This is a genomic window from Ruegeria sp. N8, from assembly GCF_056531325.1.
Genome location: NZ_JBQFLQ010000003.1, coordinates 153,513 through 177,963, shown reverse-complemented (window position 1 = coordinate 177,963; position 24,451 = coordinate 153,513). Strand labels below are relative to the sequence as shown.

32 protein-coding genes are annotated in these 24,451 nt (G+C 59.5%); 17 read left to right on the top strand and 15 right to left on the bottom strand.

Annotated features, from left to right (window positions below):
- Positions 1-29: 29 nt before the first annotated feature.
- Entirely contained in the window at positions 30-164 is a 135-nt protein-coding gene (locus ACR0C5_RS08550; protein ID WP_170772630.1) for an aa3-type cytochrome c oxidase subunit IV, read from the top strand.
- 21 nt (positions 165-185) lie between these two features.
- Positions 186-818, top strand: coding sequence for a hypothetical protein (locus ACR0C5_RS08545; protein WP_170772628.1), 633 nt, complete (start codon positions 186-188; stop codon positions 816-818).
- Here the strand turns inward: ACR0C5_RS08545 and ACR0C5_RS08540 are convergent.
- Together ACR0C5_RS08540 and ACR0C5_RS08535 are read right to left on the bottom strand one after the other, a co-directional pair.
- Positions 807-1,139 carry an AzlD domain-containing protein gene (locus ACR0C5_RS08540; protein WP_480875955.1) on the bottom strand — a complete coding sequence of 111 codons (333 nt, stop codon included), beginning with the start codon at positions 1,137-1,139 and terminating at the stop codon, positions 807-809. The genes ACR0C5_RS08545 and ACR0C5_RS08540 overlap by 12 nt on opposite strands.
- Positions 1,136-1,846, bottom strand: a complete 711-nt coding sequence (locus ACR0C5_RS08535) for an AzlC family ABC transporter permease (RefSeq protein WP_480858290.1) — start codon at positions 1,844-1,846, stop codon at positions 1,136-1,138. The genes ACR0C5_RS08540 and ACR0C5_RS08535 overlap by 4 nt, the downstream gene beginning before the upstream one ends.
- Positions 1,847-1,895: 49 nt before the next feature.
- Here ACR0C5_RS08535 and ACR0C5_RS08530 point away from each other — a divergent pair, with 49 nt between their 5' ends.
- Genes ACR0C5_RS08530 through ACR0C5_RS08510 form a run of 5 tightly spaced genes read left to right on the top strand, consistent with a single transcriptional unit; the run spans position 1,896 to position 5,707 of the window.
- Complete coding sequence (locus ACR0C5_RS08530) at positions 1,896-2,783, top strand: formate dehydrogenase accessory sulfurtransferase FdhD (protein WP_480876222.1); 888 nt, start codon at positions 1,896-1,898, stop codon at positions 2,781-2,783.
- Positions 2,780-3,316 carry a hypothetical protein gene (locus ACR0C5_RS08525; RefSeq protein ID WP_480875952.1) on the top strand — a complete coding sequence of 179 codons (537 nt, stop codon included), beginning with the start codon at positions 2,780-2,782 and terminating at the stop codon, positions 3,314-3,316. Before ACR0C5_RS08530 ends, ACR0C5_RS08525 begins: the two co-directional genes overlap by 4 nt.
- Positions 3,313-3,957 carry a molybdenum cofactor guanylyltransferase MobA gene (gene mobA / locus ACR0C5_RS08520; protein ID WP_480875948.1) on the top strand — a complete coding sequence of 215 codons (645 nt, stop codon included), beginning with the start codon at positions 3,313-3,315 and terminating at the stop codon, positions 3,955-3,957. The genes ACR0C5_RS08525 and mobA overlap by 4 nt, the downstream gene beginning before the upstream one ends.
- The gene (gene mobB, locus ACR0C5_RS08515; protein ID WP_170772617.1) at positions 3,954-4,445 is read left to right on the top strand and encodes a molybdopterin-guanine dinucleotide biosynthesis protein B; all 492 of its coding nucleotides are present in this window, start codon (positions 3,954-3,956) and stop codon (positions 4,443-4,445) included. The genes mobA and mobB overlap by 4 nt, the downstream gene beginning before the upstream one ends.
- On the top strand, positions 4,442-5,707 hold the full coding sequence (locus ACR0C5_RS08510) for a molybdopterin-binding protein (RefSeq protein ID WP_480875946.1): 1,266 nt from the start codon (positions 4,442-4,444) through the stop codon (positions 5,705-5,707). Before mobB ends, ACR0C5_RS08510 begins: the two co-directional genes overlap by 4 nt.
- Here ACR0C5_RS08510 and ACR0C5_RS08505 read toward each other — a convergent pair.
- From ACR0C5_RS08505 to ACR0C5_RS08495, 3 genes are all read right to left on the bottom strand, one after another.
- Entirely contained in the window at positions 5,704-6,696 is a 993-nt protein-coding gene (locus tag ACR0C5_RS08505) for a hypothetical protein (protein ID WP_170772613.1), read from the bottom strand. The genes ACR0C5_RS08510 and ACR0C5_RS08505 overlap by 4 nt on opposite strands.
- Before the next feature lie 15 nt (positions 6,697-6,711).
- Positions 6,712-7,182 carry a transcription elongation factor GreA gene (gene greA / locus ACR0C5_RS08500; RefSeq protein WP_170772611.1) on the bottom strand — a complete coding sequence of 157 codons (471 nt, stop codon included), beginning with the start codon at positions 7,180-7,182 and terminating at the stop codon, positions 6,712-6,714.
- Positions 7,183-7,321: 139 nt separating this feature from the next.
- On the bottom strand, positions 7,322-7,702 hold the full coding sequence (locus ACR0C5_RS08495; protein ID WP_170772609.1) for a VOC family protein: 381 nt from the start codon (positions 7,700-7,702) through the stop codon (positions 7,322-7,324).
- 86 nt (positions 7,703-7,788) lie between these two features.
- On the opposite strand from ACR0C5_RS08495, the gene soxR reads away from it, so the two are divergent.
- The 4 genes from soxR to ACR0C5_RS08475 all read left to right on the top strand — a co-directional run bounded on the left by soxR (position 7,789) and on the right by ACR0C5_RS08475 (position 12,654).
- On the top strand, positions 7,789-8,244 hold the full coding sequence (gene soxR, locus ACR0C5_RS08490) for a redox-sensitive transcriptional activator SoxR (RefSeq protein ID WP_480875943.1): 456 nt from the start codon (positions 7,789-7,791) through the stop codon (positions 8,242-8,244).
- Between the two features lie 136 nt (positions 8,245-8,380).
- Entirely contained in the window at positions 8,381-10,027 is a 1,647-nt protein-coding gene (locus ACR0C5_RS08485) for an electron transfer flavoprotein-ubiquinone oxidoreductase (RefSeq protein WP_480504469.1), read from the top strand.
- Between the two features lie 103 nt (positions 10,028-10,130).
- A complete protein-coding gene (locus tag ACR0C5_RS08480) occupies positions 10,131-11,843 on the top strand; it encodes a tetratricopeptide repeat protein (protein ID WP_480875940.1) in 1,713 nt (570 codons plus the stop codon).
- Entirely contained in the window at positions 11,833-12,654 is an 822-nt protein-coding gene (locus ACR0C5_RS08475; RefSeq protein WP_480875938.1) for a 4-(cytidine 5'-diphospho)-2-C-methyl-D-erythritol kinase, read from the top strand. Before ACR0C5_RS08480 ends, ACR0C5_RS08475 begins: the two co-directional genes overlap by 11 nt.
- Here ACR0C5_RS08475 and ACR0C5_RS08470 read toward each other — a convergent pair.
- Complete coding sequence (locus ACR0C5_RS08470) at positions 12,647-13,645, bottom strand: polyprenyl synthetase family protein (protein ID WP_480875936.1); 999 nt, start codon at positions 13,643-13,645, stop codon at positions 12,647-12,649. The genes ACR0C5_RS08475 and ACR0C5_RS08470 overlap by 8 nt on opposite strands.
- A gap of 56 nt (positions 13,646-13,701) precedes the next feature.
- On the opposite strand from ACR0C5_RS08470, the gene ACR0C5_RS08465 reads away from it, so the two are divergent.
- The 3 genes from ACR0C5_RS08465 (at position 13,702) to ACR0C5_RS08455 (ending at position 14,973) form a co-directional block, all read left to right on the top strand.
- Positions 13,702-13,917 carry a putative signal transducing protein gene (locus ACR0C5_RS08465; RefSeq protein WP_170353555.1) on the top strand — a complete coding sequence of 72 codons (216 nt, stop codon included), beginning with the start codon at positions 13,702-13,704 and terminating at the stop codon, positions 13,915-13,917.
- On the top strand, positions 13,914-14,684 hold the full coding sequence (locus ACR0C5_RS08460; protein WP_480875933.1) for a tRNA1(Val) (adenine(37)-N6)-methyltransferase: 771 nt from the start codon (positions 13,914-13,916) through the stop codon (positions 14,682-14,684). The genes ACR0C5_RS08465 and ACR0C5_RS08460 overlap by 4 nt, the downstream gene beginning before the upstream one ends.
- A 124-nt stretch (positions 14,685-14,808) precedes the next feature.
- On the top strand, positions 14,809-14,973 hold the full coding sequence (locus ACR0C5_RS08455) for a YdcH family protein (protein WP_170353553.1): 165 nt from the start codon (positions 14,809-14,811) through the stop codon (positions 14,971-14,973).
- Here the strand turns inward: ACR0C5_RS08455 and yddG are convergent.
- The 9 genes from yddG to ACR0C5_RS08410 form a co-directional block, all read right to left on the bottom strand.
- Positions 14,970-15,836 carry an aromatic amino acid exporter YddG gene (gene yddG, locus ACR0C5_RS08450; protein WP_480875929.1) on the bottom strand — a complete coding sequence of 289 codons (867 nt, stop codon included), beginning with the start codon at positions 15,834-15,836 and terminating at the stop codon, positions 14,970-14,972. The genes ACR0C5_RS08455 and yddG overlap by 4 nt on opposite strands.
- On the bottom strand, positions 15,833-16,780 hold the full coding sequence (locus ACR0C5_RS08445; protein WP_480875928.1) for a transcriptional regulator GcvA: 948 nt from the start codon (positions 16,778-16,780) through the stop codon (positions 15,833-15,835). The genes yddG and ACR0C5_RS08445 overlap by 4 nt, the downstream gene beginning before the upstream one ends.
- Positions 16,781-17,078: 298 nt before the next feature.
- Entirely contained in the window at positions 17,079-17,801 is a 723-nt protein-coding gene (gene phbB / locus ACR0C5_RS08440; protein WP_480875925.1) for an acetoacetyl-CoA reductase, read from the bottom strand.
- Between the two features lie 185 nt (positions 17,802-17,986).
- Positions 17,987-19,162, bottom strand: a complete 1,176-nt coding sequence (locus ACR0C5_RS08435) for an acetyl-CoA C-acetyltransferase (RefSeq protein ID WP_170772589.1) — start codon at positions 19,160-19,162, stop codon at positions 17,987-17,989.
- Positions 19,163-19,345: 183 nt separating this feature from the next.
- Entirely contained in the window at positions 19,346-20,179 is an 834-nt protein-coding gene (locus tag ACR0C5_RS08430; protein ID WP_170772587.1) for an EAL domain-containing protein, read from the bottom strand.
- Between the two features lie 87 nt (positions 20,180-20,266).
- A complete protein-coding gene (locus tag ACR0C5_RS08425) occupies positions 20,267-20,455 on the bottom strand; it encodes a hypothetical protein (protein ID WP_170784944.1) in 189 nt (62 codons plus the stop codon).
- Positions 20,456-20,546: 91 nt separating this feature from the next.
- Positions 20,547-21,518 (bottom strand): sterol desaturase family protein, encoded by a 972-nt coding sequence (locus ACR0C5_RS08420; protein WP_170773059.1) that lies wholly within the window; start codon positions 21,516-21,518, stop codon positions 20,547-20,549.
- On the bottom strand, positions 21,515-21,901 hold the full coding sequence (locus ACR0C5_RS08415) for a hypothetical protein (protein ID WP_480550412.1): 387 nt from the start codon (positions 21,899-21,901) through the stop codon (positions 21,515-21,517). The genes ACR0C5_RS08420 and ACR0C5_RS08415 overlap by 4 nt, the downstream gene beginning before the upstream one ends.
- 132 nt (positions 21,902-22,033) lie before the next feature.
- Positions 22,034-22,600 (bottom strand): TlpA disulfide reductase family protein, encoded by a 567-nt coding sequence (locus ACR0C5_RS08410; RefSeq protein ID WP_170772583.1) that lies wholly within the window; start codon positions 22,598-22,600, stop codon positions 22,034-22,036.
- A gap of 21 nt (positions 22,601-22,621) precedes the next feature.
- On the opposite strand from ACR0C5_RS08410, the gene argH reads away from it, so the two are divergent.
- The 3 genes from argH to ACR0C5_RS08395 all read left to right on the top strand — a co-directional run bounded on the left by argH (position 22,622) and on the right by ACR0C5_RS08395 (position 24,418).
- Complete coding sequence (argH, locus tag ACR0C5_RS08405) at positions 22,622-24,010, top strand: argininosuccinate lyase (RefSeq protein WP_480875920.1); 1,389 nt, start codon at positions 22,622-22,624, stop codon at positions 24,008-24,010.
- A complete protein-coding gene (locus ACR0C5_RS08400) occupies positions 24,010-24,192 on the top strand; it encodes an argininosuccinate lyase (RefSeq protein ID WP_170772579.1) in 183 nt (60 codons plus the stop codon). The genes argH and ACR0C5_RS08400 overlap by 1 nt, the downstream gene beginning before the upstream one ends.
- Before the next feature lie 76 nt (positions 24,193-24,268).
- Positions 24,269-24,418 carry a hypothetical protein gene (locus ACR0C5_RS08395; RefSeq protein ID WP_480504480.1) on the top strand — a complete coding sequence of 50 codons (150 nt, stop codon included), beginning with the start codon at positions 24,269-24,271 and terminating at the stop codon, positions 24,416-24,418.
- Positions 24,419-24,451: the final 33 nt, after the last annotated feature.

The following is a 24,451-nucleotide window of genomic DNA, read 5'->3' as shown; positions in this document are numbered from 1 at the left end:
TTCAAATACGCGAATTGGGAATCTTTCAGATGGCTGAACACAAGCACGGCGAAATGGACATCAAAGTTCAGGAAAAAACCTTTGACGGCTTTATCAAGGCCACCACCTGGTGCGTGGTTGCGATTGCCTTCCTGTGCCTCTTCTTGGCGGTTTTCGCCTCTTAAATTCAAGAATCGGGGTCGGTTGTGATCAGGATTTTAATGGCCTGCCTGCTGGCAGTGACAGTGGCCGGCTGCACCGGATCGCAACGCCCGCAAGCCGAGCAGGCCGAGATCGTGTCGCGATCTTATCGTGATCCCGGACCGTCGACCCTGACCCTTTATACGATGATCAGCACCCGGACGGGTTCGGGTGCCCACACGTCGCTGATGATCAGTGGCAGTGAAAGGGTGATCTTTGACCCTGCGGGATCATTCCGGGCGGATGTGGTGCCGATCAAGGACGACGTCCTGTACGGCATCACCCCCAACGTGGAACGCGCTTATCGCAGCAGCCATGCGCGCGAAACGCATTATGCGCGCATCCAAACCGTCGAAGTGACCCCTCAGCAGGCCGAGATTGCCCTGCAGCTTGCCAAGCAGTCAGGGCCGGTTGCAGGTGCGTTTTGCGCCAATTCGACGGCTCAGTTGCTGCAGCAGGTGCCGGGGTTCGAGCAGATCGAAACCACCTTTTATCCCGTCAAGCTGTCGGACCAATTTGCCCAGCTACCGGGTGTTCAAACCGCCGAGTACCGGGAAAACGACGACGCCGATCTGCAAACCGGTCTCGCCTTCAACAATGCGCGTTTGAACCAGTTGGAGGCTAGCTCAGCCCAATAGGTAGAGCAGTCCGTAAAGCGTTGCGGCCCCGCTGAAGATGGCTGCGACCACGTTCTTAGTGACAATCCCGACGGCCAGCGTGACCGCAGCGGCGGTCATTCTTGGGACATCTGGCTGCCCTTCGGTCGCGGTGGGCCAGACTACCAAGGGCGCGATCAGGGCCGGTACTATAGCCACCGCCGTGTAACGCAGGTGCCGCAGCAGCCATGCGGGCATTGGGCGGTCGCCAACGATGCCGATAAAAGTAAAGCGCAGGGCAAAGCTGCCCACGGCCAACCCGAGGATGATGATCCAGATGGTGGTCGTGTCGATGTGGGTCATGATTTCCTACGCTCCAGAAACAGCTCGGCCTGCGCACCTGCGATCATGCCCGCCGTGCCAGCAATCAACAGACCCAGATTAAAGGGCACAGCCACGGTCAACAGCGCGACCACGATGGCAACCAGAGCGGCGATTACATGCGCTAGCGTGCGCATCATCGGGCCGATCATGGCCAGAAAGGTGATCGGTAGCGCAAAGTCCAGCGCCCAGCTTTCGGGAATTTGCGTGCCCAGAACCGCCCCCAGATAGGTCGCCAACAACCACAACGGGGTCAGCGGCGTTGCGGTGCCAAAGAAATAGACCATGCGTTGCGGGATGGTCATGTTCGGCTCTTTTTCGAACCGCATGATCGAGCAGGCATAGGTCTGGTCCACCGTCAGATAAGCCGCACAGGCCCGCTGCCACAGCGGTGCCGCCCCCAGATACGGCGTCAGCGAGGCGGAATACATCGCAACCCGCAAGTTCACCGCCAAAGCCGAGGCCAGCACGATCGCAGTGGGTGTATTGTCCTGCAAAAGCTGCAAGGCGGTGAACTGGGCGGCCCCGGCAAAGACGGTGGCGGAAAAAGCCAGCGTTTGTACGACGTTCAGCCCGGCTTCGGTCGAAAAGACGCCGAACAGGGTACCAAAGGGGATCGCAACAAAGATGAACGGCGTCCCGTCGCGAAAACCCTTCCAGAAGTATGACTTGGATGTGGTGTCTGCCATGGCTAAATCCTATGGTGTTATCCGCAGCAGTAGCGGTCTTGGGAAAGGGTTGCAATTGGCCACCGAACAGAACCTGTCAGACTATCTCATTGCCCCTGATCCGGGCGCTGCCCGCCTGACCCGCGCGGTCGAGGGCGTGGACCAGAATGGTGAGGTCAGCCACATCTCGGTGGTCGAGGAACGCCCGCTGACCATTTTCCTCAACTCGCAGGAAATCGTGACGGCGATGACAATTGGTGATTATCCCGAATATCTGGCACTGGGCTTCCTGCGCAATCAGGGGATGCTGCTGGCCGATGATGACATCACCCGCGTTGACTATGACGACGATCTGGAAACCGTGGTCGTGCGGACCGCGCGTGAGACATCCTATGAGGACAAGCTCAAGAAAAAGACCCGCACCAGTGGCTGCGCAGTGGGCACGGTCTTTGGCGATATGATGGAGGGGCTCGAGGGTGTGCGCCTGCCACAGGTTCAGGTTCGGACCTCGTGGCTGTATGATTTGGCCGCCAAGATCAACCGCACGCCGTCATTGTACCTTGAAGCCGGGGCGATTCACGGCACGGTGCTGTGCCACGAAAGTCGCCCTCTGGTCTATATGGAAGACGTGGGTCGTCACAACGCGGTCGACAAAATCGCGGGCTGGATGCTGTCCGAGGGCGCGGTGGCCGAGGACAAGATCCTTTATACGACGGGCCGTCTGACCTCCGAGATGGTGATCAAAACGGCGATGATGGGCATCCCGGTGCTGGCGTCTCGATCCGGCTTTACGGCGTGGGGCGTCGAGATCGCACGCGAGGTCGGCCTGACCCTGATCGGTCGAATGCGCGGCCAGCGGTTCGTGTGCCTTTCCGGCGAGGACCGCCTGCTGCGCGACATCGACCCGGCCAGCGTGGCGGTTGAGGATAAGAAACATCGCAGGAAGAGTGCGGGATGATCTTTGATGTTCTTTACATTATTTTCTTATTTGTTCTTTTGATCAGCATCTTACCGCTGGGCGTTCTTGCCGCGTGGAACTACTCACGCAGCAAAAGAACCGTTGTAGAGGGAATGGCTCGATTGGACGAAAACACTCTGGATCGATTGGGTTGGGAGGCAAGAGAATACATCGGGGCTTTTGATCTGCGGGCTCCATTTCGATTGGGCTGGAACACGTGGGGGCTGGCTGTCAAGAAGCAGAACGTCGCCCTGCAGCGCACTCTATTGCGCGGTTTGCCAACTGGAGTTGACGTCTCAGATGAAACCAGAAAATCGGTTCACCGGTTCCGTCGCTATTTCAGTTTTTTTGTCGTGCCGGTAGCGGTCGTTATCCTGTTTCCAGCTTACATTCGTCTGAGCCATGATATGGCTAGCTTTTCCGGCCTGCCATTGTACGCGTGTTTCATTTTGCTGGGTTTGGGTGTCGGGCTTTCTATATTCATTCCCCCGGAAAAATTCCAAAGATGGCCAGAGATCGAGAACCAAACATGACCAAACCCCTCGGAGTTATCCTCGCCGGAGGACTGGCGACCCGGATGGGAGGTGGCGACAAAGGGCTGCTGCGCATCGGCGGGCAGAGCCTGATGGCGCATGTGATCGACCGGCTTGCGCCTCAGGCGGACGGGCTAGCGCTGAACGCAAATGGTGATCCTGACCGGTTTGCCGATCTGAACCTGCCGATCCTGCCGGATACGATTGACGGCTTCGCTGGCCCTTTGGCCGGGGTGCTGGCTGGTCTGGACTGGGCGGCGGAGCAGGGCGCGGACGCGATCGTCACCGCCGCCGCCGACACGCCGTTTTTCCCCCGTGATCTGGTGGCGCGATTGACCGATGCGGCACAGGGGCAAACTCATCCGCTGGTGCTGGCGACCACGCCGCGAACCGGGGAGGAGGTGCTGAAATCCGGCGGTGGCAAACGTGTCAACCGGCACCCGACCTTTGGCCTCTGGCCCGTTGCGCTGCGCGAAGATCTGCGGGCGGCGTTGCAGGACGGTTTGCGCAAAGTGGTGATCTGGACCGACCAGCATGACGGGCGCGAGGCGCTGTTCCCCGCCGACCCGTTCGATCCGTTCTTCAACGTCAACACGCCCGACGATCTGGCGCGGGCCGAACAACTGTTGGAGCAGGCATGAGGGTTTACGGCGTCACCGGCTGGAAAAACGCTGGCAAAACCGGGTTGATGGAGCGTTTGGTTGCCGAGATCACCGGGCGGGGGTTTTCTGTCTCGACCCTTAAGCATGCGCACCACAGCGTCGATGTGGATCAGCCCGGCACCGACAGCTATCGCCACCGAACGGCGGGCGCGTCCGAGGTGCTGCTGGCCTCGGGTCAGCGTCTCGCGATCATGCAAGAACTGCGCGGTGCGCCCGAGCCTTCGATGGCGGATCTGCTGGCCCGGCTGTCTCCGATCGATCTGGTGCTGATCGAAGGGTTCAAACGCGAGGATCACCCCAAGATTGAGGCCTTCCGGGCCGAGGCCGGGAACGCTCTGATGGCCCCTGGAAACCCGACGATCCGCGCCGTGGCCAGCGACACGCCGCTAAAGGTCGACCAACCGGTTTTTGACCTGAACGACACGGCGGCGATTGCCGATTTCATCCTGCAAGAGGTGGGGCTATGACCAAACCCGACATCACACCTCCGCCCTTGCGCAACGATTGTTTTGCCTTGCCTGCCGGGGTGAACTGGACCCCGGTCGAGGACGCGCTGTCCTTGCTGCGCGACCGGCTGACCGTGGTTGCGGGCGTGGAAACCGTGCCCTTGGCGCAGGCCACAGGGCGTATTCTGGCGCAGGAGGTTATCGCCCAACGTTCGAATCCGCCGCAGCCCAATACGGCGGTGGATGGCTATGGCTTTGCCGGGGCCGCGCCTGACGGGCCGCAAGTGATGCCGCTGCATCCGGGGCGCGCGGCGGCTGGGATACCGTTTGACGGCTTGGTGCCTGCAGGCCATGCGCTGCGTGTGCTGACCGGGGCAGCGCTGCCTGCGGGCGTTGATACCGTCATTTTGGAAGAGGACGTGACCGTTCAGGACGGGCACATTGCATTTCACGGACCCCTGAAACGCGGCGCAAATACCCGCAAGGCAGGCGAGGATGTGGCTGAGGGCGACGCGGTTCTGCCCGCCGGACGTCGCCTGACCCCGGCCGATCTGGCGCTGTTGTCGGCCACCGGTCTGGCCGAGGTTCCGGTGCGCAAAGTGCTGCGCGTGGCGGTTCTGTCCACGGGGGATGAACTGGTCGAACCCGGTGAATCCGCCGGTCCGGGCCAGATTTACGATGCCAACCGTCCGATGCTGTTGTCCTTGTTGGAACGCATGGGGTTTGAGGCGGTCGATATGGGCCGGGTGCCCGACGACCGCGAGGCGTTGCGGACTTGTCTGAACCAAGCCGCTGAACGAGCGGATGTGATCCTGACCAGTGGCGGCGCGTCTGCCGGGGATGAGGACCATGTCTCGGCCCTGTTGCGGCAGGCAGGGGCGATACAGGAATGGCGGATTGCACTGAAACCGGGTCGGCCTCTGGCGCTTGGGATGTGGGACGGAACGCCTGTGTTCGGCCTGCCGGGAAACCCGGTGGCCGCGTTGGTTTGCACGTTGATCTTTGCACGTCCTGCCTTGGGTCTGTTGGCAGGCGAGGGTTGGCTGGAGCCGCAAGGATTCGACGTGCCCGCCGCTTTCGAGAAACGCAAGAAACCGGGCCGCCGCGAATACCTGCGCGCCCGTGTGCGCGATGGACGGGCCGAGGTCTTTGCATCCGAAGGATCAGGCCGGATAAGCGGGCTGAGTTGGGCAGAGGGTCTGGTCGAGATTGAGGATGGCGCGCGCCATATCCAACCGGGCGACCTCGTCCGGTTCATCCCCTATGGTAGTTTCGGTCTTTAATCGAAGGTCCCGGCAACCCGTCCCAACAGCATGAACGCCCGCGCGGTGCGCGTATCGCCCAAGGCGGTCAGATCAGCATCGCTGGCTTCGGGTTCAAACTCGATAATCATATGGTCGAACCGGCGCAGAAAGTGATGTGCAGCGTCCCGGAAAATCGGGTCTTGCTTCATCCGGGCCGAAGTCAGCGCCAGAGAGGAGCGGTCCCGGATGCCGCCCAAGGCCGCCACGGATCGGCCCCGCGCGCCTTGCGCAAATTGCCGCCAAATCTCGGGGCGCGCCATGTCGGGGCGCAGGTCATCCATGTAGATGCCTTCCTGGCTAAGCAAGGTCAGAACATCCTGAGACGCCTGTACCAGTTGCGCCGCCTTGCGATCCTTCAGCGCCAGCCGCAGGGCGTTGAACCCTTCGGTATCTTCCTGGGTTTCCGGGAAATTTAGTGCGCGAATAAACACATCATTGCTGAGCGGGGGCGCGATATCTTCGGCCTGCGTACCCAGTTCCAGCGTGGTCTGATCCCCGTTTGCGTTGGGCGATTTCCCTCGCACCGGCTCAGTACGTTGGGTCGAGAATGTGGCCAGCGCGGTTTCGGTCTTCTTCGCGGTCTCAGCGATCTGGTCCAGCTTTTGCGTGACCGCAGGCTCATACCCGCTGGAGCTGCGCTGTTGCTGGGCGATGAACGTATTGCGCAACGCATCGATCGAGGTTTGCAGCCGCGTGCTTTCCTCGCGCATGATACGGCTGGCCCGCATCGCAGTCGCTGCAACCCAGATCATCGCAACGGGCATGAACACCGCCAGCAATGTCACCACAAAGCCGCCACCTTCGACCTTGTCGGGCAGCACCAGAAACACGACCGAAACGATCAGCCAGATCACGCTGAGCGCGATGGCCGCGATCTCGATCTCGGTCAGGGCAGGCAAGGCGGGCTTGTCATAGATACCCAGCGAAGTTGGCTGCTCGGCTTCCTGCTCTGTCGTGGGGTCGGACATGCGTGCGCTCCGGGGTCAGGCGTATTCGATAGTCAAGATCTCATACGAGCGCACGCCGCCGGGGGTACGCACTTCGACGCTGTCGCCTTCATCCTTGCCGATCAGCGCGCGGGCGATAGGGGATTTGATGTTCAGCAGACCCGCTTCGATATTGGCCTCATACTCGCCCACGATCTGCCAGGTCTTTTCTTCGTCGGTATCTTCATCAACCAACGTGACCTTGGCGCCGAATTTCACAGCACCGGACAGCTTTGCCGGGTCGATCACGTCGGCCAGCGACAGGATGCCTTCAAGCTCTTTGATCCGGCCTTCGATAAAGCCCTGTTTTTCGCGGGCCGAGTGGTATTCGGCGTTTTCTTTCAGATCGCCCAACTCTCGGGCCGAGGCGATGGCCTCGATGATCGCAGGGCGCTCGACGGATTTGAGGTTTTTGAGCTCGGCTGCGAGCGCGGCATTGCCCGCAGGCGTCATTGGAATTTTTTCCATATTCTTGTCGTCCACGCGTAAAGTGATTAGCCCCGCCGCACGAAATAGGCGCCGGGGCGAATGAATGGGTCGTCAATTACCTGACCCAAATGGCGTGGAAAATGCAAGGGGGCTAAATCGCCCCGATGCGGATTACAGCCTAGGCGTAGCTGATCACCTCGAATTCGATGCCATTGTCATCGTCGAAATAGAATCGTTTGCCCGGTTCGTAATCCGCGTGGGATTTTGGCGTGAATCCGGCCTTGACGACTTTGGCCTCGGTTTCGTCGATATCTTCGACCAGAACACCCACATGGTTCAGCCCGCCCACGATGTCATAGCTGCTTTCGGACGACGGTTTCGGATCGCTGGGCGCATAAAGCGCCAGATAGGTGTGCGCGCTGCCAACATGGACGGTGTATCCTCCGGCAATAGCCGGACCCTCCCACCGGGTTTTCCAGCCAAAGACGTCGTGCATCCACTTGGCCGAAGCCTGCGGGTCGCGGACGGTAAAGTTGGTGTGTTCAAGCGTCGCCATCATGGGATCTCCTTTGCGAATTGAGGCTTGTCCCGACTCACCGTAATTTCTAAACCTAACTTTAGGTCAAGAGATTTATAGAGGTTGAAATGGCGGTATCCGAAGGACTGGCAATTGGAGCTTTGGCCCGGCGCACAGGATTGGCGGTGTCGGCCATTCGCTACTATGAGGCGCAGGGGCTGATCACACCGTGGCGCAATGCGGGCGGGCAAAGGCGCTATCAGCGTGCCGATATCCGGCGGTTAAGTTTTGTTATGATCGCCCAGCAATTCGGGCTGTCCCTGCCGGAAATTCGTCAGGTGCTGTCGGGCCTGCCTGGAAACCGCACTCCCACGCCGCAGGATTGGAAAGAGATCAGCGTCGGGCTGCGCGCGCACCTGGATCAGCGAATCGACACGTTGACCCGGCTGCGGGACAATCTGGATGGCTGCATCGGCTGTGGCTGTCTGAGCTTGCCCAAATGCGCGCTCTACAATCCCGATGACCGGGCAAAATCCAATGGAAGCGGCCCCAGATACCTCATGGGGGACACTCCTGAGGGCTGAAGTGTCGAATAGCGGCCTTGTTACGCCGTGTTTCGATTGACCTATGTCTTTCTCAGCATGTAATCAGCCGTGAAACAAAATTGCGCCAGCCAAGCTGAAACAGCGCCAATTCGGAAAGTTAGCTAAGGAGCCCACGATGGCCGATATTGAACGCGAAGCGATGGAATATGATGTGGTGATCGTGGGCGCAGGTCCTGCGGGCCTGTCGGCGGCCATCCGTCTGAAACAACTGGATGCCGATCTGAACGTCGTGGTGCTTGAGAAAGGCTCGGAAGTGGGCGCGCACATCCTGTCGGGCGCGGTGCTGGACCCGTGCGGCCTGGATGCCTTGATCCCGGACTGGAAAGAAAAGGGCGCCCCGCTGAACGTGCCGGTGCATGAAGACAATTTCTATATGCTGGGTGAAGCCGGTCAGATACGTATCCCAAACTTCCCCATGCCGCCGCTGATGAACAACCACGGTAACTACATCGTCTCGATGGGCAATGTCTGTCGCTGGATGGCCGAACAGGCCGAAGAGCTAGGCGTGGAAATCTTCCCTGGCATGGCCTGCTCGGAGCTGGTCTATGGTGAGAATGGCGAAGTCAAAGGCGTGGTCGCCGGTGTCTTCGGTCTGGAAGCGGATGGTTCCTATGGCCCCAACACCGAACCGGGGATGGAACTGCACGGCAAATACGTCTTCCTGTCGGAAGGCGTCCGTGGCTCGCTGTCCAAGGAAGTGATCGCCAAATACGACCTGCAAGCTGGGAAAGAGCCGCAGAAATACGGCGTCGGCATGAAAGAGATCTGGGAGATCGACCCGGCCAAGCACAAGGAAGGCACCGTGACCCACACCATGGGCTGGCCCTTGGGCAGCAATGCGGGTGGCGGATCGTTCATTTATCACCTGGAAAACAATCAGGTCTATGTCGGTTTCGTGGTGCACTTGAACTACAAAAACCCGCACCTGTATCCCTACATGGAGTTCCAGCGCTTCAAGCATCACCCGATGGTGGCCGAACTGCTGAAAGGCGGCAAGCGCGTGGCCTACGGTGCCCGTGCGATCACCGAGGGCGGCTATCAGTCGATGCCTAAGCTGGTGGCACCGGGCGTGGCGCTGCTGGGCTGTTCGGCGGGCATGGTCAACGTGCCGCGCATCAAGGGCAACCACAACGCGATGCTGTCGGGCAAGGCCGCAGCCGAGGCCGCCTTTGACGCCATCAAAGCCGACCGCTCGGGTGACGAACTGACCGCTTATGAGACCGACGTACGCGACGGCGCTATCGGTGCAGACCTGAAGAAGGTGCGCAACGTCAAACCGATCTGGTCGAAATGGGGCCTGACCGCATCGCTGATGCTGGGTGGTCTGGACATGTGGACCAATACGCTGGGCTTTTCGCTGTTCGGTACCGTGGGCCATGGCAAGAACGACGCCGAGGCGACTGAGGACGCCAGCAAACACAATCCCATCGACTATCCCAAACCCGATGGTGTGCTGTCTTTCGACCGTCTGACTAACGTCTCCTTCGCGGCCACCAACCACGAAGAAAGCCAACCCTGCCACCTGAAGCTGGCAGACCCGGCGATCCCAGTCAGCGTCAACCTGCCCAAGTTCGATGAACCGGCACAGCGCTACTGCCCGGCGGGTGTCTACGAAATGGTCGAAGATGAGAACGGCCCGCGATTCGTCATCAACTTCCAGAACTGTGTTCACTGCAAGACCTGCGATATCAAGGATCCCAGCCAGAACATCACCTGGACCACGCCGCAGGGCGGTGACGGGCCGAATTATCCCAACATGTAAGCAAAAAACAGGCAATGGCGGCGTCGTGAAGGCGTGGCCATTGCCTCTTTCCGGCCGAAGCCCTAGCTTGTGTGGCAGTCAACAATAGCAAGGCAGGATTTCGGTGGCATCCCGTTTACGTCGCGCAGCACTGGCTGTGCTGTTTACTTCTACCTTTGCCATTCCGTCACTCGCAGACACGGGGTCCGGGGCGTATCTTGCCGGGCGTCAGGCAATATTCCAAAGCGATTACGCGGCGGCCGAGCAGTATTATTCCGAAGCGCTGCAGGCTGATCCCGAAAATAACCAACTTCTTGAAAGCGTGGTCGTGGCCCGCTTGTCGCTGGGCGAGATCAAGCGTGCCCTGCCTGTCGCTGAAGCGATAGAGGAGCGTGGCATGCCAAGCCAGGCGGCGCGCATGGTGATCGCTGCCAATATGGTCGCAGATGGCGCGTTGGACGAATTCCTGGAACGCGACCCGGAGACGCAGGGTGTTGGGCCGCTGGTCGATGGTCTGATGATGGGTTGGGCCCATATGGGTCAGGGCGCGATGACCAACGCGATGGAACAGTTCGACCGGGTCTCGACCCAGGAAGGCCTGCGCGAATTCGCGATGTACCACAAGGCACTGGCGCTGGCTTCAGTCGGGGACTTCGAAGGGGCCGAGGCGATCTTTTCGGCGGATAACGATGCGGTCGCGCGGTTCACCCGCCGTGCCGCGTTGGCCCGAACCGAAATATTGTCGCAATTGGACCGCAACGAAGATGCGTTGCTTTTCCTCAGCACAGTGTTTGCCGCCGGAAGCGATCCGTCCATCGAAGGGTATGAGGCGCGATTGGCCGCGGGCGAGACCTTGCCATTTACCCATGTCCGTACCCCACAGGATGGCATGGCCGAGGTGTTCTTTTCCGTCGGTGCCGCGCTTAGCAGCGAAGCCGCCCAAACCTATGTACTGCTATATGCGCAGGTCGCCGCGTTCCTGCGCACAGACCATGTCGACGCGATCTTGCTGACGGCTGAACTGTTGGATGCGTTGGAGCAATATGATCTGGCGGTTCAAGCTTATCGCCGGGTTCCCGCTGACAGCAGCGACTACCATGCCGCCGAACTGGGTCGGGCCGAGGTTCTAAGCCGGGCAGGCAAAACCGATGCCGCGGCCGAAGTATTGCAATCCCTCGCCGCGCAAAGCCCGGATTTGCCCAGCGTGCATGTGGCATTGGCTGATTTGCAGCGGCGGCAAGAGGATTACGCTGAGGCCGTTCAGACATATGACAAGGCCATCGAACTGATCGAGGAAGGTGCGGGCAGCAATTGGTTCCTGCACTACGCCCGAGGCATCTCGCATGAGCGTCTCAAGCAATGGGATCAGGCCGAGGCCGACTTCCGCCGCGCGTTGGAACTGAACCCGGACCAGCCGCAGGTGCTGAACTATCTGGGCTATTCGCTGGTCGAGCGGCAGGAAAAGCTGGATGAGGCGCTGGACATGATCGAACGCGCCGTGGCAGCCCGCCCGGACAGTGGCTATATCGTTGACAGCCTGGGCTGGGTTCTGTTCCGTCTAGGCCGCTATGACGAAGCCGTGGGCCATATGGAACGCGCGGTCGAGCTGATGCCGGTTGATCCGGTGGTCAACGACCATTTGGGCGATGTTTACTGGGCTGTTGGCCGCGCGCGCGAAGCTGAGTTCCAGTGGAAACGCGCCCTGTCCTTCATCGACCCCGAAGACACCGATGGTGAGGCTGACCCGGATCGCATACGCCGCAAGCTGGAAATCGGGCTGGACGCGGTTCTTGTCGAAGAAGGGGCCGAGCCGCTGAAGGTCGCCAATGAAGGCTGAGGCATTTGCCCCTGCCAAGATCAACCTGACCCTGCATGTGACTGGCCGCCGAGCGGATGGTTATCACCTGCTGGATTCGCTGGTGGTCTTTGCGGATGTGGGTGACACGCTGCAGTTCACCCCCGGCAACGATTTGTCGATTGCTGTGACGGGTGAACACGCCGATGGCGTTCCCCCGGACAACCGCAATCTGGTCTGGAAGGCCGCACAGGCAGCGGGCTGGACCGGGCATATCGACCTGAACAAGGTGCTGCCGCATGGAGGCGGCATTGGGGGCGGGTCCTCGGACGCGGCGGCGACGCTTCGGATGGCGGCAAAGCAGGGCAGGACAGTCTCGCCCGACGTGGCCTTGTCGCTGGGGGCCGATATCCCGGTCTGCGTCGCGGCTCAGGCCATGCGGATGCGGGGCATTGGGGACGATCTGACACCCGCTTCGATGCCTTCTCTGCCAGCCCTGTTGGTTAACCCTTGCGTCGAAGTCCCCACCGGGCGCGTGTTCGCGGCATTGGAAAGCCGCGACAACCTGCCAATGCCCGCAGAGATCCCTGAATTTGAGACTGTCGAGCCCTGCGCCGATTGGTTACGAGATCAACGCAACGACCTTGAACCGCCAACAACGGGCTTGGCTCCCGAAGTCGCCCGCGTTTTGGATGAACTTGATGGCACCAAAGCGGCCCTTATGGCCCGCATGTCAGGGTCGGGTTCGACCTGTTTTGCGCTTTATCCCACGATGAAAGACGCGCATTTCGCCGCTTATGAGATTGGCGCAGCCCATCCCAATTGGTGGTGCCGCGCGACTCAGCTTAATTGAGGCGCGAAACCACGTAGTCGGCCAAATCACGCAACAGCGTGCGGATCTCGTGGTTGGGCAGGGCGTCCAGCGATTCTTTGGCCTTGTTCGCCCAGCCAAAGGCATCCGCTCGCGTCGCTTCAAGCGTACTGTACTTGGCCATTAGGCCAAGGGCATGGTCCAGATCGCCCTCTTCCTGACGACCGCGCCCAATGGTGCGCTCCCAGAAGGCGTGTTCGTCGGGCGTGGCCTGTGCCACAGCTTTGATCACTGGCAGGGTCAGCTTACGCTCGCGGAAATCATCGCCCACATTCTTACCTGTGGCTGCGCTATCGCCTTGGTAATCCAGCAGATCATCCGCAATCTGGAACGCAATCCCCAGCGCGTCGCCATAGTCATAAAGCGCCTTGACCTGTTCCTCGGTTGCGCCGGAAATTACGCCACCCACCTCGGTCGCGGCCGAGAACAGCGCCGCCGTCTTACCACGCACAACTTGCAGGTAAATCGCCTCGGTCGTGCCCAGATCGGTCGCGGCGGTCATTTGCAGCACTTCGCCTTCGGCAATCGTGGCCGAGGCATTGGCCAGGATATCCAGGACCCGCAGCGATCCTGTCTCAACCATCAACTGAAAGCTGCGGGAGAACAGGTAATCACCGACCAGAACGCTGGATTTGTTGTCCCACAGAAGGTTCGCAGTAGGCCGCCCGCGCCGCTGGGCACTTTCGTCGACCACATCATCATGCAGCAGGGTTGCGGTGTGAATAAACTCGACCGTCGCGGCCAGACGCACGTGGTGATCTCCGGCATAACCAAACAGCCGCGCCGCCGCCAAGGTCAGCATCGGGCGCAGGCGTTTGCCGCCTGCCTCGACCAGATGCGCGGTGACTTCGGGAATGCGCGGCGCGTGTTCTGACGCCATGCGCGTGCGGATCAACTCGTTGACCGCGCCCATCTCGCCCGTCAGGATTTCCGCCAAACGCTCATGCGGTTTTGTGACCGTGTCGATATTCATCACACCCTTGATACAAGGCTCGACATCGCGGCCGCCTTGCCCTTACATCCATCCCCATGAAAGAACTTTTGCGCAGCACTGATCCGACGATTCTGGCCTTTGCATCCGCTCTTCTTGAGGGCGAGGATATAGACTGCTTTCAGATGGACGTAAATATGAGCATCCTCGAAGGTGGTATCGGAATCTTCCCTCGCCGCTTGATGGTGCGCGCGGATGACCTGACCCGCGCTGAACGTGTCATGCACGACAATGATATCCCTTTGGGTCGATGACACTGTTTGCTGACGCCGACCTGACCCGAAATGACTTTTTGGGAGGACGTGTGCGCCTGCGGCAACCCCGTAAGGGGTATCGCGCAGGCGTGGACCCTGTTTTATTGGCCGCATCTGTACCCTCAATGCCCGGCCAGACGGTTCTGGAATTGGGGTGTGGTGCTGGGGCCGCCGTTTTATGCCTGCTGGCGCGGGTGCCAGACCTGCAGGCTGTGGGGGTCGAATTGCAGCCTGCTTATGCTGATCTGGCGCGTCGGAATGCCGCTGAGAACGGCACCACGCTTGAGGTTTTTGAGGCTGATCTGACCGCTTTGCCGTCCGATCTCAAACAGCGCCAGTTCGATCACGTTATTGCGAACCCGCCCTATTATCGGGCCGGAGCGCACAGCCCTGCGGCGGATGAAGGCCGTAGCGCCGCATTGGGTGAAAACACGCCGTTGAACCTTTGGATCGAGACTGCGGCCAAACGCCTTGCCCCCCGGGGTTATCTGCACATGATTCAGAAAGCGGACCGGTTACCAGATATGCTGGCCGCCTGCGAGGGGTGCTTGGGGTCTGTCGAAGTATTGCCATTATCCCCCCGTGTTGGTCGACGTGCTGAACTGGTTATTCTGAGGGCTAGAAAGGGCGGAAAAGCCGCGTTTCAACTGCATGCCCCGCTGGTTCTCCATTCAGGTGAGCGCCATGAGGTAGACGGTGACAGTTACACTCCGCCAGTTTCGGCCGTATTGCGCCAAGGGGCTGGCTTGCCCGGATTTTCCAGCTGACAGGCATTAACCAGCCGATTTTGTCGGATTTGTTATATTTTCTATGCACCCGCAGCGTGACAGGGTGGAAACGATGTGCTCAACTTCTTACGTGAAACTCAGACATCAACAGAGGAGTACCGCCATGAGCGTGAGCGCACACCTGACCGAACTTAAGAAAAAGCACGAAAACCTCGGTCTTGAAGTTGAACAAGCACAACGCTCGCCTGGTATCGACGACCTTCACATTGCTCAGCTCAAAAAACAGAAACTAAGGCTCAAGGAAGAGATTGAGCGATTGTCGAGTTAATGGCGCATACTGGCCCGGGCGGCGATTGTAGCGCCGCCAGTGATTAAAACGGCCGCGATCGCCAGACCCCAGCTTGGGGCGGCGATCCCGGCGACCACCAGAACAAGCGTAGACAGAAGCGGGGCCGCGTAAGATGACGTGCCCAGAATTTGAATGTCTCCCTGCTTGACCCCGATATCCCAGACATAAAACGCCAAGCCAACGGGCCCCAGCCCAAGAGCTATGACCGATCCCCAGCTCAGAATGGTTTCTGGCCAGACTGTCTCTTCAATGGCGATGTGCAAAAGGCCCGAGGCAACGGCCGTGGCCACACAGAACACAGCGACCGAACTGGTTGGCGTGTCGCCCAGACGACGCGACAGCACGGAATAGCCCGACCATGTCAGCGCGCACAGCAGTGCCAGTGCATAGCCAGGCAAATGTTCGGCCTGGAAACCGCTGCTACCCCCACCCGCGATGATCACGGCGGCCCCGGCGAAACCCAGACAGGCTCCGATCAAATGGCCGATCCGCAGATGTTCTCCGGGCAAGAGCCCCGAGAGCAGAACAATCAGCAGAGGCCACAGATAGGCGATCAGCCCGGCCTCTGCAGCGGGGGCCATTCGCAAGGCCGAGAAATACAGCGCATGATAGCCAAAAAGACCGATTGTCCCGAACAGATAGGTGGTCCAGGGGATTTCTCGAAGCTGACTCAACCCGCCTGTGGCCCATGTCCAAACCAATCCCAGCGTCCCCCCGATGGAAAAGCATAGGGCGTTCAGCAGCAAAGGCGGCGTGGGCGCGGACCCAACCGTAAAGAGGGCCAGCAGGGCCCAAAGCAGGACGGCAACAAAACCGATTCCTGTTGCGTGCGTTCTTGTCACGGTGCGGGTACCTCTTCCACAGGAATGATTTCGAACTCATCCGATAAGTGCGCAGTCTTTTCAATCTCGGACATGAACCAATCGCGGAATGCCGCAATCTGAGGTCTGCTTTCGGCCCCTTTCAGACACAGGAACCGGAATCGTCCCATAGTCTCGATTGCGACCTTGAAGGGGGCGACCAACCGGCCGTCTGCCAGATCCTTGATAATCATAGCCCTTCGACCGAGCACGACGCCCACTCCGGCAACTGCCGCGTCAATCGCATGATCCGCGTTGGAAAAATGCGCGCCGTGCTGTGGGTTGAAGTCTACCCCGACGGCCCGAAACCAGGTGGGCCAGTCAGACGGGGGCCGCAGAAACGCAATCGAGTCGTCAAAGATCAATGGCGCCTCCCGCAGACTTTCAGGCGTTGGGAATTGTTCGGCCAAATCCGGGGTCATCACCGGGGTCAGCCATTCCTTGCGGACGGGCACGGAATACAGGCCCTCATCCCCGCCATAGCCAAAGCGGATCGCCACATCCACATCGTCCCGTTCGAGGTCCATGTTACGTAATGTGGCCGAGAACTTTAGGTCGATCTCAGGATGCGCCCGGGCAAAGTCATATAGTCGGGGAGCTAGCCATTTGGCCGTCAACGCCGGGCCCGCCGTAACGGTCAGACTGGTATCATTCCCTTGCCGCCGGGCGGCCTGCCACGCGGCTTGCAATGTGGCGAACCCGTCTGCCGCGCCAGGGGCTAAGGCGCGCCCAGCCTCTGTCAATTCCACCGCCCGATTGAGGCGACGAAACAGGGGGCGTCCCAGATGTTCCTCCAACGACTTAATCTGAAAGGAAAGGGCTGCGGGCGTGACATGCAGTTCCTCAGCAGCCTTGGCAAAGGACATGTGACGGGCGGCGGCATCAAAGGCGCGCAAGGCGGTCAGCGGCGGAAGGTAGTCGCTCATAGGGCAAGAAATTCTTAATTGAGATCAGAAAAAAGCTCGTTTGTCGCTCTAGAAAATAAGCCTCATATTGATCTCAAGTCAAACAAAGCTGAACTGAAAGGATACTTGTCATGATCGAGGCTACCTCCAGCCCCTCTGTCGCCCGCGCCTTTCGGCGTGCCCATTCCGAACGGTCCCGCGCGATCGGTGACTTGGTGAAGTGGCTATTTGGTTCCCGCTGAGCGCAGCGCGCGCGTTCTTACGGGATAAAAAAGGGCCGGTCACAGTGACCAGCCCTTTTTTGATTGTGAATTTGGGATCAGACGAAGAACTGCGCACCGTTGGCCGAAATGGTCGAGCCATTGATGAATTGCGAATCGTCCGATGCCAGGAAGGCCACGCAGCGTGCGATTTCTTCGGGCTCACCCAGACGTCCCGCCGGGATTTGGCCGATGATCGACTCGCGTACCTTTTCAGGCACAGCCATGACCATCTCGGTTGCGATGTAGCCGGGGCAGATGGCGTTTGCGGTGATACCAGCCCGCGCGCCTTCCTGTGCCAGCGACTTCACGATGCCCAGATCACCGGCCTTGGTCGCGGCATAGTTCACCTGTGCGAACTGACCTTTCTGACCATTGATCGAGCTGATGACGATGATGCGGCCGAACTTGCGCTCGCGCATGCCGGGCCAGACGGGGTGGACGGTGTTGAACACGCCGGTCAGGTTGGTGTCGATCACCTGATGCCACTGTTCCGGGGTCATCTTGTGGAACGGAGCGTCGCGGGTGATGCCCGCGTTGGCGACCACGATGTCGATGGGGCCAACCTCGGCCTCAACCTTTTCGATACCCGCTTTGGATTCGTCATAATCAGCCACGTTCCACTTGTATGTGGCGATGCCGGTTTCCTCGGTGAATTTTGCGGCCGCTTTGTCGTTTCCGGCATAGGTGGCTGCAACATTGTACCCTTCGGCTTTCAGCGCCTTGGAAATTGCTGCGCCGATGCCGCGGGAACCGCCGGTGACGAGTGCTGTACGTGCCATTTAGGCTTCCTCCAATTTAAGTCGTCTTGGTAATGCTGTTACTTTGATAGGTGATCTTGCGCAATATTGTTTCGTCGAGAATCATCGAAACCCATAGGGCAATATCGTCGCATCTTTGGGTCAGCCCCAATGTAACAAAAAAGGGCGCCTGCGGGGCGCCCTTTCTATGTTCAGTGCTTAATAGCTTAGTCGCGCTCCACGCAGAGGGCGACGCCCATGCCGCCACCGATGCAAAGGGTCGCCAGACCCTTCTTCGCGTCGCGGCGTTTCATTTCGAACAGAAGCGTGTTCAGAACGCGGCAGCCCGAGGCGCCGATCGGGTGGCCGATGGCAATTGCGCCTCCGTTTACGTTTACGATCGACGGGTCCCAACCCATGTCCTTGTTCACGGCGCAAGCTTGCGCAGCGAAGGCTTCGTTGGCCTCAATCAAATCCAGGTCGTCGACTGACCAGCCCGCTTTTTCCAGCGCTTTGCGCGAGGCGTAGATCGGGCCAACGCCCATGATCGACGGGTCCAGGCCCGCCGTCGCATAGGAGGCGATCCGGGCCAGAGGTTCAATCCCACGCTTCTCGGCGTTTTCTGCCGACATCAAAAGGGTCGCCGCTGCGCCATCATTCAGGCCGGATGCGTTGGCCGCCGTGACCGAGCCATCCTTGGTGAAAGCGGGGCGCAGCTTGGCCATCGCCTCCATCGTTGCGCCGTGCCGGATATATTCGTCGCTGTCCATCACGATGTCGCCCTTGCGGGTTTTGATGGTGAAGGGCGTGATCTCATCTGCGAACTTACCAGCTTTTTGTGCGGCTTCGGCCTTGTTTTGGCTGGCGACGGCAAATTCATCCTGCATATCGCGGCTGATCTGCCATTTCTCGGCTACGTTCTCGGCTGTCTGACCCATGTGGTAGCCGTTGAACGCATCCCACAAACCATCGCGGATCATGGTGTCGATATATTTCATGTCACCCATCTTGTGACCGGCGCGCAGCGCGGCAGCGTGAGGAGACATGGTCATGTTTTCCTGACCACCAGCAGCGACGATTTCCGCATCGCCCAGTTGGATATGCTGCGCACCCAGTGCAACCGCGCGCAGGCCCGAACCGCAGACTTGGTTGATCCCCCAGGCCGCGCTTTCCTGTGGAAGACCCGCATTGATATGCGCCTGACGCGCTGGGTTCTGACCCTGTGCCGCAGTCAGAACCTGGCCCATGATGGTCTCGCTGACCTCACCCTTTTCGATCCCAGCGCGTTCGACGACGGCTTCGAGAACGGCGGTACCCAAATCATGCGCGGGTGTGTTTGCGAACGAGCCACCAAAACTGCCGACGCCTGTGCGTGCTGCGGATGCGATTACTACGTTGGTCATTAAGACAATCCTTTACCGTCAAGGTTCTGTGGGAAACGTGACGGCGCAGGCGATAGGGAAAGGCCCTTATCGGTTCAGAGCGCCTCATGATCCCCCGCTCCAACTGTCCATGGAATAGCGCAATGCTGCACATGCAGCAACGGTCAGCTTGTCTCAGGCCGAAGTTGGGTAATGCCGCGCGGGTCAACCCGCTGATTGTTCAATGTTCTTTGCTGTCCATGGCGCCGATACGCTGGGTGCGCCGAACAAGAAACCCTGAAGGCAATCGACGCCATTTGCGACAAGAAACTCTGCGTCTTCTTTCCTTTCGACCGATTCGGCAGTGACAAGAATCTCAAACTCGCGGGCGACGGCGATCAGGGCGCGGACCAGGGCCTGATTGTCCCGGTTGGCGGCAATGCCGCGTACGAACTGGCCGTCGATCTTGGCGGCATCGAACAGAAACTCTCGGAAATGGCGGAAACTGAAATTGCTGGCGCCGAAGTCGTCCAGCGCAAAGGCAATACCGCGCGGTTGCATCCGATCCATGAAATCCATCACCAGATCGGGCAGGGTCATCGCCGAGCTTTCCGAAATCTCAAGGATCAGGCGGTCGCCGATGCTGGTGTCTTTCTTCAAGAACCGCTCCAGCACGCGGGACCATCGCGCGAAGCCGATCGAGCGCGCGGACATGTTGATGGACAGGCGGATATCGGGGTGTCGGGCCAGTGTGCGCAACCCCATCTCTAAGGCAATACAGTCCAGTTCCCGACCGATAGGCGTGTTTTCCAACTGTGGCATGAAATCTCGCGCGGGAATTACCCGGCCGGTTTCGTCCAGTACCCGGATGAACCCTTCGTAGAAGGCGACGCCGTGCGGCGCGTTGGCCTGCATCACCGGCTGAAAGGCCAGCTTGCATTGTCTGTGCTTCACGGCGTCCGAGGCCATTTGAACCGTTGAGGCATCGCGCGATGTCACAGCCGCGTCCAAAGGGCTGTCCGACCCTTCGGGCAAATCTGCCAGGTGTTTGTCCGCCATGATTGCCTTGCCTTTTGTCGCTTTAGGTCAAGGTTGGATTTCAGACGAAACTTGTGAATTTGAGGTTAATGAGGGTGCGATTGCCGACTAACGGGCAACCTCCCAGGCACGACCGACCGTAATCGCCGCCCCGATGACTGCGCCTGCAAATCCCAGAGCCATCATAATGAAACCAAACGCGATAAGAGGCGCTGCACCGCCGCTGAGCGCGGACAACATGGCCACGACCAGACCCGCCAATCCCAGAAAGGTCGAAAGGGTCGTGATGCGGGTCATATCAGATCTCCGGGTTAAGCGGCTGCGTATCAATGTGATATGGACCGCTCGGATCGGTATTCAAGAAACGAAACCGTGTGGATCGGCGAATTTAAGCCTGTTCTGCCTGCGATTTGGGCAGGTCGGCCCGGAAATGCTCGAATCCGGGCGTTCCGCGATCTTCGGGGTGCAGGGCGATGTGCTTGGCTTTGATCTGTTGGGAATTGTCCCGGCTTCCATCGTGGCTATACCCCGGTGGGGCAAAGCAATAGGCCAGACGCTGGCGTAGGGTCAGGCCCGGTTGCGAGGCATCGCGCCAGATCCCGACCCATTCGTGAAACGCCACGCGCAACGGATTGAATGTGCCGATATTGTGGACCAGTCCGAAATCAACGCGGTCATCCTCCTGCTCGGGGACGAAGGTTCCGAACATCTTGTCCCAGATGATGAAGACACCGGCATAGTTGCTGTCCAAGTAGCGCGCATTGCGGCCATGATGGGCGCGGTGGTGGCTGGGGGTGTTCATCACCGCCTCGAACCAGCGGGGCATCTTGCCGATGGCTTCGGTGTGGATCCAGAACTGATAGATCAGGTTCAGACCGCCCACGAACAGAACCATGGCCGGGTGGAACCCCAACAATATCAGGGGTGCGCGCACGACCATCATGAAAGTGAAGGTATAGGTCCAGGTCTGTCGCAGCGCGGTCGTCAGGTTGTAATGCTGCGAGCTGTGGTGGTTCACATGGCTGGCCCAGACCCAGCGGATGCGATGGCCGAACCGATGCACCCAGTAATACCGCAGGTCATCCAACACAAAACAAAGGACGATGACGGGGATCGAGGTGCCCAGATCCAACGGAGTGATCTGCCACAGCCACATGAAGAACGCATAGGCGATGAACCCCAGCAGCAGGCCCGAAGCGATATTCCCCGCGCCCATGATCAACGAGGTTATAGCATCGCGTGTCTCGTACCGGCCACCTTTGCCTTTGACGGCTATCCAAAGAAACTCGGCCAGAATCGCAGCGATGAAAAAGGGGACGGCCCACTGAACGGCATCCGGAAAGGTGACTTGGTCGGTCATGCGGGCTCCATCAGGTTGTGCCAGTGCTGGCGCTCGGTGTCATCGAGGTGGATCAGGACGCGGGGCGTGCCGAAGTCGTGAAAGCGGACCTCGAACCCTTTGGGGTGGTCCAGCCAATCGAAATCCTGAAGGTGTCGCGCGACCGTGTCGGCGCCGAAAGACCAAACAAGACCGTTGCCCGCAGGTGTGCGGATCAAAGCCGTATGGCCGTCATTGGTGATTGTTACATCAACAACCTCGTCGCCGGGTACATGTCGCAACCAAGCGGCTTTTGCGACGTCCGGGGTTAGCTGCGTGACACGAGACTTGCCCGCAAGATGCATCATCAAGGTGATCCCCGCGATCCCCCCGATCACCAGAACCAGCAATATTCCAAGCGGCATGACCATCCTCCCGCAGGACAGAGTGCAAGTCGGCTGCGGCAGTGTCAAAGGTGGCGTTGCGTAAGCCTTTCGCAGAAAACGACCGGCCCGCGAGGCACGGACCGGTTACTGCATTTATAAAGTCGACTGCGATCAGCTTTCGCCGCCCACCAATGCGCCGACAATCGCCTTGGCACTGTCCGAGTTCCATTCGGCATCGCCGATCAGACGGGCAATCTCGTCTCCGTTGGGATCAAGGATCACAGTAATCGGCAGGGCAATCACGCCGAATTCCCGCGCCACAGCCGAACCGGGATCCTGATGGCGGGGCAAGTTGTCGATACCGGTTTCGTCGAAGAACTTCTTGATACCGGCAGGTGAGTTACGGCCAGTGGCAAGTGTCACAACCTCGAACTTGTCGCCGCCGAACTCTTCCTGAAGCTCAGCGATCTGGGGCATTTCCTTTCGGCAAGGCGCACACCACGTGGCCCAGAAGTTCACCAGAACATATTTGCCTTTGTAATCGGCCAGTGTCGCTGTACCGCCGTCATCTTCCAACTGAAACTCAACAGCGGCCTTGGGCTTGGGCTCTTTGTGCAGGATCAGCCGTTTCAACGTGCCTTCGCGCAATAGCTTAAGAGTTTCTATATCTGCGGCCAAAGCCGCATTTGCACCCAGCGCAAGGGCCATATAAAGGGGGATCAGACGAAATAGGCGCATATCAACTCCGGGTTTTCTTACATGACCGATCAATCCTCGAACCAGATGTGGGGCGGCCGCTTTGCCGCCGGTCCAGACGCGATCATGGAGGCAATCAATGCCTCGATCGGGTTCGATCAGCGGATGGCAGCCCAGGACATCGCAGGCTCGCGCGCCCATGCCGCCATGTTAGCGGCCACAGGCGTCATAAGTGATAGTGATGCGCAGGCTATTCGGGAAGGGCTGCTCACAGTCTTGTCAGAAATCCAGTCCGGTTCGTTTCAGTTTTCGACGGCGCTGGAAGACATCCATATGAATGTCGAGGCGCGCCTGAAAGCGGTGATCGGAGAGCCCGCGGGTCGTTTGCACACAGGGCGTTCGCGAAACGATCAGGTCGCGACTGATTTTAAACTGTGGGTGCGTGATCAGTTCGATGCGGCCGAAACCGGCCTGCTGGCGCTGATCCGGGCGTTGTTGACACAGGCCGAGGCTGGGGCCGATTGGGTCATGCCCGGATTTACCCACTTGCAAACGGCGCAGCCCGTCACATGGGGTCATCACATGATGGCTTATGTCGAGATGTTTGGCCGCGACCTTTCCCGTGTCCGTGACGCCCGCGCGCGGATGAACGAATCTCCCTTGGGCGCTGCTGCGCTTGCGGGCACGTCTTTCCCTATCGATCGGGACATGACCGCCCAGGCGCTGGGCTTTGACCGCCCAGCCGCGAACTCTCTTGATGCGGTCAGCGACCGAGATTTTGCTTTGGAATTCCTGTCCACCGCCTCGATCTGCGCAGTTCACCTGTCGCGTTTTGCCGAGGAACTGGTGATCTGGTCCTCGGCCCAGTTCCGGTTTGTGACGCTGTCGGATCGCTTCTCGACCGGTTCGTCGATCATGCCGCAAAAGAAAAACCCCGATGCGGCCGAGCTGATCCGCGCCAAGGTCGGCCGGATCTACGGGGCGAACACCGCGCTGATGATGGTGATGAAGGGCTTGCCGCTGGCCTATTCCAAGGACATGCAGGAAGACAAGGAACAAGTCTTTGACGCCGCCGACAACTGGATGCTGGCGCTGGCCGCGATGGAGGGCATGGTCAAGGACATGACCGCCAACCGCGACAGTTTGGCGGCTGCGGCAGGGTCAGGTTTCTCGACGGCGACCGATCTGGCTGACTGGCTGGTAAGGGTGCTGGGCCTGCCGTTCCGCGATGCGCATCACGTCACCGGATCGCTTGTTGCCATGGCCGAAGCCCAGGGCTGCGACCTGCCTGATCTGACCCTTGAGGACATGCAATCGGTTCACGCTGATATCACCGACGATGTCTATTCTGTCCTTACGGTCGAAAATTCGGTAAACTCGCGTCAATCCTTTGGCGGCACGGCACCCGATCAGGTGCGGGCCCAGATCAAGCGGTGGAAGGCGCTGGTGTGATGCGGATTTTACGTGTGGTGCTTTTGGTCTCGGCTGGTGCGGTGCTGGCCGGGTGCGGTGCGGATGGCGAGCCGATCCAACCCACCATGAGCGCCAATATCGGCGTCGGCAGCAGCGGCACCTATGGCGGCGTTGGTGTCGGGTTGCGTAAAGGCGGTCTGGGCGTGTTCCTGGGGCTGTAATTAATCGTCAATCTCTATTCGGCACTTTCAAACCTGACCCGATCAGCAGGATCGGATCGAGATACATGAGACAAATATGAAATTTATCGCACTGTTACTGCCCGTTCTTTTCCTGGCCGCCTGTGATCCGTCCTACACACCGCGCCCCGAGCCTGAAGCGCAATCCAGCGGGTCCGGTATCTCGCTTTCGGGCTATGGTCGGGTCGGCGTCGGCGTTCGCAAGTAACGGCCCGCGCAGCCGTGTACGGAATCCATTGAT

Bases quoted from the DNA above. Each gene is read 5' to 3' on its own strand.
- ACR0C5_RS08550 (WP_170772630.1), top strand. From the start codon at position 30: ATGGCTGAACACAAGCACGGCGAAATGGACATCAAAGTTCAGGAAAAA.
- ACR0C5_RS08540 (WP_480875955.1), bottom strand. From the start codon at position 1,139: ATGACCCACATCGACACGACCACCATCTGGATCATCATCCTCGGGTTG.
- ACR0C5_RS08535 (WP_480858290.1), bottom strand. From the start codon at position 1,846: ATGGCAGACACCACATCCAAGTCATACTTCTGGAAGGGTTTTCGCGAC.
- ACR0C5_RS08525 (WP_480875952.1), top strand. From the start codon at position 2,780: ATGATCTTTGATGTTCTTTACATTATTTTCTTATTTGTTCTTTTGATC.
- mobA (WP_480875948.1), top strand. From the start codon at position 3,313: ATGACCAAACCCCTCGGAGTTATCCTCGCCGGAGGACTGGCGACCCGG.
- mobB (WP_170772617.1), top strand. From the start codon at position 3,954: ATGAGGGTTTACGGCGTCACCGGCTGGAAAAACGCTGGCAAAACCGGG.
- ACR0C5_RS08510 (WP_480875946.1), top strand. From the start codon at position 4,442: ATGACCAAACCCGACATCACACCTCCGCCCTTGCGCAACGATTGTTTT.
- ACR0C5_RS08505 (WP_170772613.1), bottom strand. From the start codon at position 6,696: ATGTCCGACCCCACGACAGAGCAGGAAGCCGAGCAGCCAACTTCGCTG.
- greA (WP_170772611.1), bottom strand. From the start codon at position 7,182: ATGGAAAAAATTCCAATGACGCCTGCGGGCAATGCCGCGCTCGCAGCC.
- ACR0C5_RS08495 (WP_170772609.1), bottom strand. From the start codon at position 7,702: ATGATGGCGACGCTTGAACACACCAACTTTACCGTCCGCGACCCGCAG.
- soxR (WP_480875943.1), top strand. From the start codon at position 7,789: ATGGCGGTATCCGAAGGACTGGCAATTGGAGCTTTGGCCCGGCGCACA.
- ACR0C5_RS08485 (WP_480504469.1), top strand. From the start codon at position 8,381: ATGGCCGATATTGAACGCGAAGCGATGGAATATGATGTGGTGATCGTG.
- ACR0C5_RS08475 (WP_480875938.1), top strand. From the start codon at position 11,833: ATGAAGGCTGAGGCATTTGCCCCTGCCAAGATCAACCTGACCCTGCAT.
- ACR0C5_RS08470 (WP_480875936.1), bottom strand. From the start codon at position 13,645: ATGAATATCGACACGGTCACAAAACCGCATGAGCGTTTGGCGGAAATC.
- ACR0C5_RS08465 (WP_170353555.1), top strand. From the start codon at position 13,702: ATGAAAGAACTTTTGCGCAGCACTGATCCGACGATTCTGGCCTTTGCA.
- ACR0C5_RS08460 (WP_480875933.1), top strand. From the start codon at position 13,914: ATGACACTGTTTGCTGACGCCGACCTGACCCGAAATGACTTTTTGGGA.
- ACR0C5_RS08455 (WP_170353553.1), top strand. From the start codon at position 14,809: ATGAGCGTGAGCGCACACCTGACCGAACTTAAGAAAAAGCACGAAAAC.
- ACR0C5_RS08445 (WP_480875928.1), bottom strand. From the start codon at position 16,780: ATGAGCGACTACCTTCCGCCGCTGACCGCCTTGCGCGCCTTTGATGCC.
- phbB (WP_480875925.1), bottom strand. From the start codon at position 17,801: ATGGCACGTACAGCACTCGTCACCGGCGGTTCCCGCGGCATCGGCGCA.
- ACR0C5_RS08435 (WP_170772589.1), bottom strand. From the start codon at position 19,162: ATGACCAACGTAGTAATCGCATCCGCAGCACGCACAGGCGTCGGCAGT.
- ACR0C5_RS08430 (WP_170772587.1), bottom strand. From the start codon at position 20,179: ATGGCGGACAAACACCTGGCAGATTTGCCCGAAGGGTCGGACAGCCCT.
- ACR0C5_RS08425 (WP_170784944.1), bottom strand. From the start codon at position 20,455: ATGACCCGCATCACGACCCTTTCGACCTTTCTGGGATTGGCGGGTCTG.
- ACR0C5_RS08420 (WP_170773059.1), bottom strand. From the start codon at position 21,518: ATGACCGACCAAGTCACCTTTCCGGATGCCGTTCAGTGGGCCGTCCCC.
- ACR0C5_RS08415 (WP_480550412.1), bottom strand. From the start codon at position 21,901: ATGCCGCTTGGAATATTGCTGGTTCTGGTGATCGGGGGGATCGCGGGG.
- ACR0C5_RS08410 (WP_170772583.1), bottom strand. From the start codon at position 22,600: ATGCGCCTATTTCGTCTGATCCCCCTTTATATGGCCCTTGCGCTGGGT.
- argH (WP_480875920.1), top strand. From the start codon at position 22,622: ATGACCGATCAATCCTCGAACCAGATGTGGGGCGGCCGCTTTGCCGCC.
- ACR0C5_RS08400 (WP_170772579.1), top strand. From the start codon at position 24,010: ATGCGGATTTTACGTGTGGTGCTTTTGGTCTCGGCTGGTGCGGTGCTG.
- ACR0C5_RS08395 (WP_480504480.1), top strand. From the start codon at position 24,269: ATGAAATTTATCGCACTGTTACTGCCCGTTCTTTTCCTGGCCGCCTGT.